This window comes from Anaerotruncus rubiinfantis (assembly GCF_900078395.1).
Lineage (GTDB): Bacteria > Bacillota > Clostridia > Oscillospirales > Ruminococcaceae > Anaerotruncus > Anaerotruncus rubiinfantis.
This window is the reverse complement of the sequence record NZ_FKLA01000009.1, coordinates 1,208,249-1,220,954: the sequence shown is the minus strand read 5'-3', so window position 1 is coordinate 1,220,954 and position 12,706 is coordinate 1,208,249. Positions and strand designations below refer to the sequence as shown.

Below are 12,706 nucleotides of genomic sequence, written 5' to 3'. Positions count from 1 at the left end.
CAGCTTGGCGCGATTGGCAGCCGCCAATTGCCTGCGCTTATTTTAGCATAAAACCGGCATCAGCAAAAGGGAAATGTTCCAAATGCCAGCTCTTTTGTTATAAATCCCGTGGAAGGGCCGTTTCATGCGTTTTTTACGGATTGACTTTCCAGCATCGCACCCGTTACCATAATATTGTATTGCATGCACGCATTCTGACCAAAAAAGGAGACAAAATATGGAACCCGACGGCAACCTATGGGTCTACATCCTGTTACTGTTTGCCCTGATCCTCACAAACGCTTTCTTTGCCATGAGCGAAATCGCCATCATCAGCCTGAATGACCAGAAAGTCCGGCGAATGGCCGCCGACGGCGATAAAACCGCCGCCATCCTTGCAAAGCTGGTAAGCGAACCGAGCAAGTTTCTGGCCACCATCCAGGTCGGCGTAACCCTCTCCGGCCTGCTCGCTTCGGCGGTCGCGGCCGACACCTTCGCGGAATACATCGTCTACGTCCTGCGCGCCGCGCCGGTCAATCCTGCCGTGGTGCGGGTGGTTTCGCTCGCGGTCATCACAATGGTCCTCTCCTTCTTCACTCTGGTGTTCGGAGAATTGGTTCCCAAGCGTCTCGCGATGACCAGCTATGAAAAGATCTCGTTCGCGATTGCCCGGCCGCTCCTGTTCATCTATAAGGTCGAACGTCCGTTTGTGGCGCTGCTCTCCTATTCGACCAACGCGGTGCTGCGTCTGCTCGGCGTCGACCCGCACCAGAAACCGGAGGAAGTCACCGAAGAGGAAATCCGCATGATGGTTGACGCGGGCAATGAATCCGGCACGATTGAAAAACGCGAGCGCGAGATGATCAACAATATTTTTGAGTTCGACGACCGCACGGTCGGGGAAATCATGACCCATCGCACCGAAATGGTCGCCCTCGAACTGCATACCCCGCTTACCGAGGTGATCCGCGCGGCGACTGTGGAGGGGTTCTCCCGCATTCCGGTCTATGCCGGCAAACTCGACGATGTGGTTGGCGTGCTCTATGTCAAGGATCTGCTTGGCCTGGTGATGGAAAACCCGGATGTTCCGTTCTCTCTCGAAAACCACATGCGCAAACCGATCTTCGTCCCGGAAGGCAGCCGCTGCACCGCGTTATTTTCGCGTTTCAATGAAGAAAAGGTGCAGATCGCCATCGTGGTTGACGAATACGGTGGCACTGCCGGCATGGTCACGATGGAGGATCTCATCGAATCGATTGTCGGCAATATTCAGGACGAATACGACGACGAGGAAGAAGAAATCAGCGCGCTGTCCGACGGTTCCTGGTCGATCGACGGAACCGTCCCGCTCGAAGAGGTGGAGGAGCTTTTCCAAATCCACTTTCCCGCCGACGGCGACTACGACACGCTCGGAGGTTACATTATCGATACGCTCGGACATATTCCCGCCGCAGACGAACATCCCTCGGTCACAGTCGGGCTGGTGGAATTCACCGTCGCCGCAATGGATGACCGCCGGATTGAGCGGGTCCTCGCCCGGCCGCTCGCCTGAGCTCGCATCCAGAAACGAAACGGCCGTTCCGGCAATGCCGGAACGGCCGTTTTATTCGGGTTATTTCCAGCGTTTCAGCTGGGGCATAAACTGCCGCATCATCTCACGCGCCTTCCCAGCGGTCATGCCGGGATTGGCCTCCACCATCGGCGGGACACAGATTTCAATCATCTCGTCCAAGGTCACGTCCGCAGTGAACGCGCCGCCTTTGTAACAGTAAATGCAGTATTCCGGATTTTTGCTTCCATCGGCATTGGTGCCGCACAATTCGCTTTCCGGGGTGAGCGGCATGCCGCAGCTCTGGCAAAATGTTTGTTCCACAAATGCCTCCTTACTTTGTTTCGAGAGTCATGGATTTTGCGGTGTCGAATTCCTTCTGGATTTCAGCGGAAGGTTCCGCGGTGAGCTTGGAAACGATGATGATGGCAAGCGAGCTCAGGATAAACGCCGGAAGCAGCTCATAAAGCCCAAAAATTCCGCCGAGCGGGGAAAGCAGAAGCTTCCAGACGAGCACCGTCACGCCGCCCGCAATAACGCCCGCAATTGCACCGGGCAGATTGGTGCGCTTCCAGTAGAGGGAGAAAAGGATCAGCGGGCCGAACGCGCCGCCAAAGCCCGCCCACGCGAACGAAACGATCTTGAAGATCGAGCTGTCCGGGTTGAGCGCAAAAGCACAGGCCGCACCCGCAATAAGGATGATCGAAACATGGGAAACCTTCATGATCTGCTTTTCGGTCGCGTCCTTTTTGATCAGGCCCTGGTAAAAGTTCTGCGCGACCGCCGAAGACGCTGCCAGCAGCTGGCTGTCCGAGGTGGAGATCTGCGCGCCAAGCACGCCGCAGAGCATTACGCCCGCGATAATCGGCAGCGCGCCGCCGGTCAGCAGGTTTTTGCACATCATGATAAAGACGCTTTCGGTAGCGCTTCCGGAAAGCGCGTCCGGATAAAGCGTCCGGCCGAGCACACCGATGAGCACCGCCATTGCAAGCGAAAGCACACACCAGGAGGTGCCGATGCGGCGGGACTTTTTCAGTTCGGAAGCATTGCGGATTGCCATGAACCGCACCAGGATGTGCGGCATGCCCATGTAGCCGAGGCCCCATGCCAGCCCGGAAGCGATGGTGATCCAGCTATAGGTGGAAGCGCCGTCCGGCGAATAGGTCGAAAACATCGAAAGATATCCGTCGTACTGGGCCACGTTCGCGGAAATTTCCCCAAAGCCGCCCGCCGTGCCCACTCCGATTCCCACGATGATCATGAGCGCGAAAAACATAACCGTTCCCTGCACAAAGTCGACGTGGCAGACCGCCTTGAAACCGCCGTAGGTGGTGTAAAGAATGATGACCAGCGCGCTCACCAGCATTGAGGGCAGGTACGGGAAATTGAACAGGGTTACAAACACCTTGCCGCAGGCCACAAAGCCCGAAGCGGTGTATACCACGAAGAAGATCACAATGAACAGTGCCGCAACATTCATCAGGATTTTGCGTTTATCGTGGAAACGGTTGGAAAGGTAATCCGGGACGGTGATCGAATTGTTCGCAACCGCCGTATAGTTGCGCAGCGGCAGCGCGATCAGCTTCCAGTTGATATATGTGCCAAGCGCAAGGCCGATGGCGGTCCAGCCGGCGTCCGCAATGCCGGTCGCATACGCAAGGCCCGGTAATCCCATCATGAGCCAGCCGCTCATATCCGAAGCCTCGGCGCTCATCGCGACCACCCAAGGGCCCATGCCGCGCCCGCCCAGATAGAAATCATGGCTTGTTTCATTCTTTTTGCTGAAATAGTTGCCGACGCAGATGATCATAATGAGGTATACAACCATCGCGCCGAGCATCATAATCTGGCTTGTGTTCATTCACTACACTCCTCTTTTTCTCTAAGCTTTGCCGCTGTGCTATAGTAGACACGAAAAAAGTATATCACATCTTTATATGTTTTTCCACAAAATTTTCCGCGTTCCCCATGTTTTCCCCATACATACTGTAAAGCTGGTAATAAATTCCACGTCTCTTCATGAGTTCGTCATGGCTGCCCTGCTCCTCGATGCCGTTTTCGGTCAGCACCAGAATGAGCCGCGCGCCGCGGATGGTGGTCAGCCGGTGAGCGATGGTAAAAGTGGTGCGCCCGCGCGCAAGCTTCTCCAGCGACTGCTGCACAATCCGTTCGCTCTCGTTGTCGAGCGCTGAGGTCGCCTCGTCCAGAATCAGGATCGGCGGATTCTTGAGAAACACCCGCGCGATTGAGATCCGCTGTTTCTGCCCGCCGGAAAGGCGCACGCCGCGCTCGCCCACATAGGTGTCATATCCGTCCTCAAACGAGCTGATGAAATCGTGCGCGCCCGCGAGCTTCGCCGCCGCTACAACTTCCGCATTGGTCGCGCCTGGCTTCCCATAGGCGATGTTCTCAAACACCGTCCCGGCAAAAAGGTAGACATCCTGCTGCACAACGCCAATCTGACCGCGCAGCGAATGGAGCGTGAGTTTTCGGATGTCCTTGCCGTCGATGAGGATACGCCCGCCGGTCACATCGTAAAAACGCGGGATCAGGTTGCAGAGTGTCGATTTGCCACTGCCCGACGGCCCGACCAGCGCGACGCTGTCGCCCGGATGTACAGTGAGACTCAGATCCGAAAGAACCGGATGGTCATCATCCGCATAATGGAAAGAGACATGCTCAAAGGTGATCTCACCTTTGACATCGGTAAGATCCTCGGCGTCCGGCTCGTCCAGGATGTCCACCGGCGCATCCATCACCTCGATAAACCGCTCGATGCCAGTCATGCCGCGCTGGAACTGCTCGGTGAATTCGACAATCCGCCGGATCGAGGTGAGCAGCGTGGTTACGTAAAGCAGGTAGGCCATCAGGTCAGCGGGGGTGATCTGCCCATGAATCATAAAGAGCGCGCCCGCCACCACGACGGTGATATACATCACCCCGTCATAAGCGCGGGTCGTCGACTGGAAACCCGCCATATAGCGGTACATCTCCCGCTTGATATCGAGGAATTTCCCGTTTCCCTCCTCGAATTTCTCCTTTTCGACCTCCTCGTTCGCAAAGGATTTGACCACTCGTACGCCGAGCAGACTGTCCTCTACCTGCGCGTTGATTTCACCGGTCTGATTGCGGCTTTTTTTGAAAGCGCGGCGCATCCGGGTGTTGAAATACATCGAACATACGAGCATCAGCGGGATGATCGAGAAGATGATCAAAGTGAGCCACAGGTTGGTGCGCGCGAGGATCACGAATGAGACAGCGATTTTGAGTCCCGCTATCCAGAATTCTTCCGGGCAGTGGTGTGCGAACTCGGTGACGTCGAACAGATCGCTCGTGATGCGCGCCATCAGCTGACCGATCTTGTTGCTGTCATAAAAGTTGTAGGAAAGCCGCTGCAGATGGGCAAACAGGTCGCTGCGCATGTCAGTTTCGATGTGCGCGCCCATCATATGCCCAATGTTCGCCATGAAATAGTTGGCGGCGGTGTCAATAATCCGTAAAAGGATATAAAGCGCGCCGATCTTTAAAATGATCGCGGTGGTGAGGCTGGCAAGGTCGTTCATCCCGCGTTCGGTGATAAAACGCACCATCAGCGGCAGGACAAGCTCGCACAGGGTGGTGAGCGACGCGCAGAACAAATCGAGCAGCAGAATCCACAGGTATTTTTTAAAGTACGGCGCGAAGCGCCCCAGCAGCACGCTGGTTTTCATGGTACGATCCATTCCTTCTCTTCTCCTCTTTCTCACAGGTCATAGTTAGATTCTAGCACATCTGAACGGGAAAATGAACAGCGATTCCTCCATAAATCCGGCGTTCCCGTCCACAAAACAGAGAAAACCCGGCCCAGGTCTGCAGCCCGGGCCGGGTACCTTCTGTTTTTCATCAAAAACCTGAATCAGCGCTCCGCAAGCGGCACGTATGGGACTTCTTCCTTGACTCCTTTATAAGCGGGACGGATGATCTTCCCGGAATTGCTCAGCTCCTCAATGCGGTGCGCGCTCCAGCCCGCGATGCGCGAAATGGCAAAAATCGGGGTGAAAAGCTCGGTCGGAAGGTTGAGCATGCTGTAAACAAACCCGCTGTAAAAGTCGACGTTGGCCGAAACGCCTTTATAGATGCGGCGCTCCTCCCCGATGACCTTCGGCGCAAGCCGTTCCACCAGCGAATAGAGCGCGAACTCCTTATCGAGCCCTTTTTCCTCCGAAAGGGATTTGACGAAGAATTTAAACACATCGGCACGCGGGTCGGAGAGCGAGTAGACCGCATGCCCCATGCCGTAGATGAGCCCGGCGTGGTCAAACGCCTCTTTATGTAACAGCCGGCGCAGGTAATCCTCCACCGCGTCCTCATCCGCCCAGTCGGAAAGGTTCTGCTTCATGTCGTCGAACATCTTCACGACCTTGATGTTCGCGCCGCCGTGCCGCGGCCCTTTGAGCGAACCGATCGCCGCCGCCACCGCCGAATAGGTGTCCGTACCGGAGGAGGAGACGACATGGGTCGTAAAGGTCGAGTTGTTACCGCCGCCATGCTCCGCATGGAGTACCAGCGCCACATCGAGCACACGCGCCTCCAGCGCGGTATAGGAGCTGTCCGGGCGCAGGATACGCAGGATGTTTTCCGCAGTGGAAAGCTCCGGCAGCGGCGAATGGATGTACAGGCTCTGTCCCTCGTGATAATGGTTGTATGCCTGATAGCCATAAACCGACAGCAGCGGGAACAATGCCACCAACTGCAGGCACTGGCGCAGGACGTTCGGAATCGAAACGTCATCCGCCCGGTCATCATAGGAATACAGGGTGAGCACACTACGCGCAAGCGTGTTCATCATATCGCGGCTTGGGGCCTTCATAATGATGTCGCGCACAAAACTGGTTGGCAAAGTCCGGTAATTTGCCAAAAGTTCCGTAAACGCCCGCAGTTCCTCCTGTTTGGGCAGGCTCCCGAACAAAAGCAGGTAGACGGACTCTTCAAACCCGAACCGCTTTTCCCGGATGAACCCGTTGACCAGATCCTTGATGTTGACGCCCCGGTAGAACAGCTTTCCCTCGCATGGGATGGTGGCGCCGTTCTCATCGACCGTGCTGGAACAGACCTCCGAAATCTCGGTGAGCCCGGCCATAACGCCTTTGCCGTTAATGTCGCGCAGCCCTCTTTTCACGTCGTACTTTGCATACAGTGCGGGGTCAATCGCACTGCTTTTCCTGCAAAGCTCGCTCAGTTCCAGTATCTGCGGGGTAATCTCCGAATACGGATTAGACGGCATTATACAGCACTCCCTTTCTTTCTTTGTTCATCATTTTTTATAAAACTATACATTTTATTATAACAAATTTTATCGGTGGTTTTATGTCTATTCTGTGACCAAACATTGAACGCCCAGTGCCCTATCCGCCATACTTTTCCAGAAATGGTTGCAGATAGGCAGAAAACGCGGACGGAAGCGGATAGTCTTCCGTCAGGCGCTCCGGATCTACCCACACCAGCCCCGCGGATTCGCAGTCCTCCGCGACGGTGATCCGCCATCCGGTCATCCGCCATTCGATGTGCGTGAAAATGTGTTTTGCATCCGGAAGCTGTTCAGCGCGCAGCGGCTCAAATCCCCATTCCCGCGCCTTTGCAATCACGCCGGACTGATCGAGCGTTTCATCCACACCGGGCAGCTCCCACAGCCCAGCCAGCAGTCCGCGCGCCGGGCGTCGTCGGATGGCGATCCGCCCGTCCCGTACCAGCGCCAGAATGGTGCGCGGCTGGATTTTGCGCGGCTTTGCCGCCGCTTTGACCGGCAGTGTGGTCTGGATACCGCGCCGGAATGCTTCACACCCGCTGGAAAGCGGACACCGCGCACAGTCCGGCGGGCCATTCGGGACACAAACGGTCGCGCCCAGTTCCATGATCGCCTGGTTGAAATCCCCGGGGCAGCTTGCGGGTATAATGGCCGCAAGCCGCTCCTCCATTGCCTTTTTCGTCCTGGGGTCTGCAATGTCGGCGTCATCCGCAGTCAGCCGTGAAACCACCCGCAGGACGTTTCCATCCACCGCCGGCACCGGGATGCCGAACGCGATCGAGGCGACCGCGCCCGCCGTATACGATCCAATCCCCGGCAGACCGATCAGTTTTTCATAAGAAGCGGGCAGCTGTCCGCCATATTCCGTCACAATCTCTTTTGCCGCCTTTTGCAGGTTGCGGGCGCGGCTGTAATAGCCGAGCCCCTCCCACAGCTTCAGCAGCTGCTGTTCCGGAATTTCCGCAAGCGCCTTCGCATCCGGCAGTGCCGCTGTAAAACGCAGAAAATAGTCCTTTACCGCCTCCACGCGGGTCTGTTGGAGCATGATCTCCGAAATCCATACGCGGTAAGGCGTCACTTCCCGCCGCCAGGGCAGGTCCCGTTTATTCGCCCGGTACCAGGCGGTAAGCGGGTCAATCATCTCTTTCAGATCCGTCATAGGCTCTTCAGTTTCTCCATCAGTTTTTGATATACCGGCAGCATGTGCCGTTCGGTCACATATTCCGCAAGCTGCGCAAGCAAAATCCATCCGACCGCACTGTTTTCATCCGGTTTCTCAGCCAGCGGCTGATCCTCCGGCGCCTCCAGCAAAAACGAGGCCGTCAGATGCAGGTGCGCGCTGATATACGCGCCATGTTTTCTGTGCGGTGTGACGCCGAGCACATCCAGCCCGGCGATTTCCCGGCAAAGCGGGCGCAGGCGTGTGATCCCGGTTTCCTCTTTCGCCTCGCGCATGGCCACCGCGAGCAGGTCGCAATCCCCGTCCGCATGGCCGCCGGTCCAGGACCAGCTCTGGTAGATATTGTGATAGACCATCAGCGCTTTGTCCCGCTTTTCATTCACCACGAAACCGGAGGCGGTCAAATGTGACGCAGGGCATTCCCGCGTCAGGATCGTATCCGGGAATCGGTCGATCATGCAGAGCATCAGCGCCTGGTCCGCCGTTTCCTGCTCGTTCACCGGCCGGTAAGCCGCAATCGTTTCACGCAGTCCCATTCCCCGCCGCCTCCCGTTCTTCCCCAGTTGAGGGCATCTTTGCCTGGCATTCGCTGCATTCCCGGTCATGGATTGAAAATACTCCGCCGCAAGCCGGGCAGGTAAAGGCATCTTTCTGCCATTTTAGAAAAGCCGCCAGCCCATGTGTTTTTACAAACAGGCTGTTTTTCAGAAGGCTTGTCCCATAGCGTTTGTGATAGCTTTTCTCCAGATTTTTGATCCATTTACAGGGGAAAGCGGGACATTCATAACAATAGGAAAGGCCCTTCTCCTTTACGCAGTCATAAATCCTGCAATTCCGGCAATGTTCCGGTTTCCCATCCTCACCGCGCAGACAGCCCGCGCACGGCTTTTTATGATAACAGTGCTTATAGCAGACCATGCAATTCATTCCGCACGGCGCGAAAAAATCCGCTGTGATCCCTTCCGCAGGCATTTTCATAAGCGCGTCCCTTTCCACCGTTTCAAAGATGCTCTATTTCAGTATAACACATTGCGCCGCCGGCATAAAGCCGGCGGCGCAATTCAAAAAAGGATTCTTTTTGCTATGGTTCCTGCAGCTCCGGCTCCCCGCCAAATTTCATGGCGCAGTCCATGAGCTCGCTGTAGATATCCGCGTCGAGCGAATAGTACCACTGCTGTCCGTCGACAAGCAGATGGGTGATTTTCGTCATCGTACCGTCCGGGTTTTCAATAAATGCATTCGGATCGACAAACAATTCCCTCTGCATCCCGTCCGGATAGATCAGCGTCAGCAGAGCACCGTCAGTTTCCGCCGCGCCCCCAAGCTTCATATCCTCCTTCACCGGATGGAAGGTGTCGAGCTTCTCCATCACGAAAGATACCGGGGATTTTCCCTCATATTTCTGTTTGAGGGTCAGGGTCGTTTTGGTCATATACTTGCCGTTTCCGATCGAAATTCTGACCGATTTCGGCTTTTTCAGTTCGAGCGTCCCTTCGGGCGCGCCGAGCGAAAACCCGGCGGAAAGGGTAAACGAATATTCCGGTCCGGCAAATTCTTTGCTTACACGGTATTCGCCAGTGGACAGTGGCTGGGCAAAGATGTCGAGCGCGATCTTTTCCTCCACCGACTGACCCGGCGGGATCAGCTGAGCGATATCGGCAAAGGCGGTGTCGTCTTTGAAACGCACCTTGTTCCACTGCCCGTCTTCCTTTTTCTCCAGCGTGAAATAGGTGCCGCTGGAGATTTCCTGCGCGCTGCCGTTGGTAATTTCGAAGGTGATGCTTTTCGCATCGGAGGGATAGCTCTCAGCCGCAGCCTTCATATAAATACTTGTTTCATCCGCGCGGTCGGCCATCACTTCAATCTGCAGCGGGTCCGGCGCACTCGAAGAAGCGGGCGTTTCCGGCAGTTCCTGCGGTTCGGGCGCCGAAGATGGGCCCACGGACGGACCGGCCGGCAGGGAGCTCTGCGCCGCGTCGGACGAAGCGTCCTGCCGCTCGGGCTGCGAAGCATCCGGACCATCAGCCGAAGCGGACGGCGGCGGCCCGGACGAAGGTTCCGGAGCGGAAGATGCCGCCAAAGATGAACTGCCCGGGCCCGGGGCCGAAGAAGACGGTCTGGGCGCAGGCTGTGTACATGCGGATAAAAGCAGGAGCAGCGCCAAGGCCGCCCCAAGCTGTTTTTTAAACATCTGGATCCTCCTATCGGTAGCTGGCTACCTCGGTCGGATGGTCATAATGGCTGCTGTAAAGATTGATGATATAGGTCGTTTTGCCATCCAAAGGTTCCTCTGCGATCTCAATGCTGTCAAAATCCTCCTGTTGAACCCAGGGCTGATCCGATTCCTTGTCGAAGGAATCGTCCCTGTAAAAAGTGATCTTGGAACCATCATACGCAAGGCTTCTCAGCCGGATGCCGCCTGTCCCGGTAAAAATGCTGAGCGTGATCTCATCCGGTACCCCGGCGGCAAAATTTTTCATGAATCGGTCGAGTTTGTCAAGATTTCGGTTATCTTCCGGCGCCAGCACCACATCGCCCCTGTCCGCCGCCATGTCGGCGTCAAAGCCGCTGGGCAGGCCTTCCGGTACATTTTTGACACGCACGCTCCCGGCTATCCGCAGCGTCTCTTCACGCGGCAGGTCGCTGGTGAGCATAAAGCAGTACTGGTCGTCGTACCAAAGCACCGTCTGCATCCCAAGATTGCTTAAAAACTGGGCCGGTTCGCCGTTCAGGGTGATCGGCTCCAAGCTCGCGCCCTCGGTGTTGAGCCCGATGGCAATCGAATCGATCCTGTTCTGGTCAAACGAAATCATGTGCTCTTCGCCGTCCTCATAGACGGCATAATTAAAGAAATCACTGTAAGAAAACTGGGTGCAGGTAAACCCGTCCGGAATATCGGTGATCTCGTACGGGATGAACGGGCCTTCCGGCACTTCCCTGCCCGAGGTGTTTTCAAAGGTGATGCGGCTGTGGTCGGGGAATTTTTCCTCCACCATCTGAAAAAATTGTGCGCGCCAAGCCTCCACGCCCATCAGGCAGGCGGAAAGCCCCACAAACGCCACCAGCGCGAGCACCGCCGCGCGGCGGGAAATCCTGCCCAGGCTGCGCTGCCACTGCGGGCGGCGCTGTGAACGCAGCATTTTTTCCATTTTCTTTTCAAAGGTTTCGGAGAACTGGTGTTCCGGCTGCTCTCCAGACGGGAGTTCTTCGAGCATCTGCCCGGCCGCTTTTCTCGCCGCGCGCGCAAATAGTTCGTCATCCATCATCATGGCGCCTTCACACCTCCCATCACCTGTTCAAGTTTCTTCCTGGCCCGCTGAATCCGTTTTTTCACGTTTTCTTCGGATAGCCCGAGCATCTGCGCAATCTCTTTGGTGGAGTAGCCGTTGTCGTACTTAAGCATAAGCACGCCGCGGTAACTCTCCGGCAGGCTGGCAATCAATCCCGCGAGGCGTTCGTAATCGTCCTGCGCTTCGACTGCGCCGGCAGGCGAAAGGTCGCCGGGCGTCCAGTCTTCCAGCTCGTCGAGCGAAAGAACCGCGTGCCGTCTGCGGGAATTGTAGAGATTGATCGCGATGTTTCTAACTATAATAACCACGAAACTTTTGGTTTGGGGACACTCGGCAGAGGTAATTTTATCCATATGGCCAAGGATGCGCAGAAAAGCCTGCTGCACCGCATCCTCTGCGAGCTGTGGGTCATGCAGGATGCTGTTTGCTGTGCGGAACATCATCTGGCGATAGGTGAGATAAAGTGTTTCAAACTTTGACTTGTCCTGATCCTCCTCAAGCAAGGATAGATACACCAGCAAGACCGCCGCACCTCCCGTATGTCATCCGGCCGGATACAACTGGCCTGTTCCCTGTTATTTTATCACACTTTTTCAAAGAAAGGAAGTAGGAAATCTATCCGGCGGGAAATCGCGGTCGCAAACCGGTATAGATTTTTCCATTTTATTATCTATTTGCGACTGTTTTTGTGACTGAAATTTTATTTTTGTGACTGTCAGCACATTTACCAAATCTTTCCGCTAATTTTTTTGTGTACCTGTGCGATTTATGAATAAAAGCGTCGAATTTTGTTGCAATTGCGATAAAACTTTGATAGAATAAATTAGAATTCCTTTCTGGAGGCTGCTATGCTGCACCTGATTCTGGGCGCTTTTTCTTTTCTGATGTTTCTTTGTTATGACCTCAACAACATCACTGCCCGTTCTTTTGCCGGGAAAGCTCTGTTTCCCCTCGCAGCGCTCCTTTTGCTGTATGCAACCATCCAGGCAGCGGTTCTGCCCTCCGACGGTTTTCTGCCGCCCGTTTTTCTGAGGATCCTGTTCTGGGCGCTGGCGGCGGTTTTTCTGTTGTTGCTCGCGTATACGCTGCTCATTGTGATGGTCCTGCCGGTTCCGGCGGACCCCACGCGGCCGCCTGCGGTTTATGACCGCGGCGTCTATGCGCTCTGCCGGCACCCAGGCGTCCTGTGGTTCGCGGGCGCTTATTTCTCCGCATGGCTCGCCATGGGTAAAAACAGCCTGCTGGCTGCGGCGTTCCTTTTTTCCCTGCTCAACCTCCTGTATGTCGTAATACAGGACCGGTTCATTTTCCCGCGCCAGTTTCCCGAATATCCGGCCTACCAGGCTTCCGTCCCGTTTTTGATTCCGAACTTTGAGAGTGTGAAACGTTGCCTTGAGACGCTGAAGGCGTCAGAGGAGTTTTAA

12 protein-coding genes are annotated in these 12,706 nt (G+C 55.6%); 2 read left to right on the top strand and 10 right to left on the bottom strand.

The annotated features are described in order from the left end of the window. The first annotated feature begins 217 nt into the window (after nt 1-217). Nucleotides 218-1,531, top strand: coding sequence for a hemolysin family protein (locus tag BN4275_RS11340; RefSeq protein ID WP_066458226.1), 1,314 nt, complete (start codon nt 218-220; stop codon nt 1,529-1,531). 60 nt (nt 1,532-1,591) lie between these two features. Here BN4275_RS11340 and BN4275_RS11335 read toward each other — a convergent pair whose 3' ends face one another. From BN4275_RS11335 to BN4275_RS11290, 10 genes are all read right to left on the bottom strand, one after another. Beyond that, entirely contained in the window at nt 1,592-1,852 is a 261-nt protein-coding gene (locus tag BN4275_RS11335; RefSeq protein WP_066458224.1) for a zinc ribbon domain-containing protein, read from the bottom strand. 10 nt (nt 1,853-1,862) lie between these two features. Beyond that, entirely contained in the window at nt 1,863-3,389 is a 1,527-nt protein-coding gene (putP, locus tag BN4275_RS11330; RefSeq protein WP_066458222.1) for a sodium/proline symporter PutP, read from the bottom strand. 64 nt (nt 3,390-3,453) lie between these two features. Beyond that, nucleotides 3,454-5,250 (bottom strand): ABC transporter ATP-binding protein, encoded by a 1,797-nt coding sequence (locus tag BN4275_RS11325; RefSeq protein ID WP_066458219.1) that lies wholly within the window; start codon nt 5,248-5,250, stop codon nt 3,454-3,456. Between the two features lie 173 nt (nt 5,251-5,423). Next, nucleotides 5,424-6,791 (bottom strand): citrate/2-methylcitrate synthase, encoded by a 1,368-nt coding sequence (locus BN4275_RS11320; RefSeq protein WP_066458217.1) that lies wholly within the window; start codon nt 6,789-6,791, stop codon nt 5,424-5,426. A 121-nt stretch (nt 6,792-6,912) separates the two neighbouring features. Then, a complete protein-coding gene (mutY, locus tag BN4275_RS11315) occupies nt 6,913-7,971 on the bottom strand; it encodes an A/G-specific adenine glycosylase (protein WP_066458211.1) in 1,059 nt (352 codons plus the stop codon). Further along, a complete protein-coding gene (locus BN4275_RS11310) occupies nt 7,968-8,528 on the bottom strand; it encodes an NUDIX hydrolase (protein WP_066458207.1) in 561 nt (186 codons plus the stop codon). The genes mutY and BN4275_RS11310 overlap by 4 nt, the downstream gene beginning before the upstream one ends. Continuing rightward, entirely contained in the window at nt 8,515-8,970 is a 456-nt protein-coding gene (locus BN4275_RS11305) for a DUF3795 domain-containing protein (RefSeq protein ID WP_066458204.1), read from the bottom strand. The genes BN4275_RS11310 and BN4275_RS11305 overlap by 14 nt, the downstream gene beginning before the upstream one ends. A gap of 103 nt (nt 8,971-9,073) precedes the next feature. Next, on the bottom strand, nt 9,074-10,183 hold the full coding sequence (locus BN4275_RS11300) for an immunoglobulin-like domain-containing protein (RefSeq protein WP_066458201.1): 1,110 nt from the start codon (nt 10,181-10,183) through the stop codon (nt 9,074-9,076). 10 nt (nt 10,184-10,193) lie between these two features. Continuing rightward, nucleotides 10,194-11,261 (bottom strand): DUF4367 domain-containing protein, encoded by a 1,068-nt coding sequence (locus tag BN4275_RS11295; protein ID WP_066458199.1) that lies wholly within the window; start codon nt 11,259-11,261, stop codon nt 10,194-10,196. Further along, complete coding sequence (locus BN4275_RS11290; RefSeq protein ID WP_242863722.1) at nt 11,258-11,797, bottom strand: RNA polymerase sigma factor; 540 nt, start codon at nt 11,795-11,797, stop codon at nt 11,258-11,260. Before BN4275_RS11290 ends, BN4275_RS11295 begins: the two co-directional genes overlap by 4 nt. A 333-nt stretch (nt 11,798-12,130) precedes the next feature. On the opposite strand from BN4275_RS11290, the gene BN4275_RS11285 reads away from it, so the two are divergent. Then, entirely contained in the window at nt 12,131-12,706 is a 576-nt protein-coding gene (locus BN4275_RS11285) for a hypothetical protein (protein WP_066458194.1), read from the top strand.

Bases quoted from the DNA above. Each gene is read 5' to 3' on its own strand.
- mutY (WP_066458211.1), bottom strand. From the start codon at position 7,971: ATGACGGATCTGAAAGAGATGATTGACCCGCTTACCGCCTGGTACCGG.
- BN4275_RS11300 (WP_066458201.1), bottom strand. From the start codon at position 10,183: ATGTTTAAAAAACAGCTTGGGGCGGCCTTGGCGCTGCTCCTGCTTTTA.
- BN4275_RS11295 (WP_066458199.1), bottom strand. From the start codon at position 11,261: ATGATGATGGATGACGAACTATTTGCGCGCGCGGCGAGAAAAGCGGCC.
- putP (WP_066458222.1), bottom strand. From the start codon at position 3,389: ATGAACACAAGCCAGATTATGATGCTCGGCGCGATGGTTGTATACCTC.
- BN4275_RS11340 (WP_066458226.1), top strand. From the start codon at position 218: ATGGAACCCGACGGCAACCTATGGGTCTACATCCTGTTACTGTTTGCC.
- BN4275_RS11285 (WP_066458194.1), top strand. From the start codon at position 12,131: ATGCTGCACCTGATTCTGGGCGCTTTTTCTTTTCTGATGTTTCTTTGT.
- BN4275_RS11320 (WP_066458217.1), bottom strand. From the start codon at position 6,791: ATGCCGTCTAATCCGTATTCGGAGATTACCCCGCAGATACTGGAACTG.
- BN4275_RS11325 (WP_066458219.1), bottom strand. From the start codon at position 5,250: ATGGATCGTACCATGAAAACCAGCGTGCTGCTGGGGCGCTTCGCGCCG.
- BN4275_RS11305 (WP_066458204.1), bottom strand. From the start codon at position 8,970: ATGAAAATGCCTGCGGAAGGGATCACAGCGGATTTTTTCGCGCCGTGC.
- BN4275_RS11310 (WP_066458207.1), bottom strand. From the start codon at position 8,528: ATGGGACTGCGTGAAACGATTGCGGCTTACCGGCCGGTGAACGAGCAG.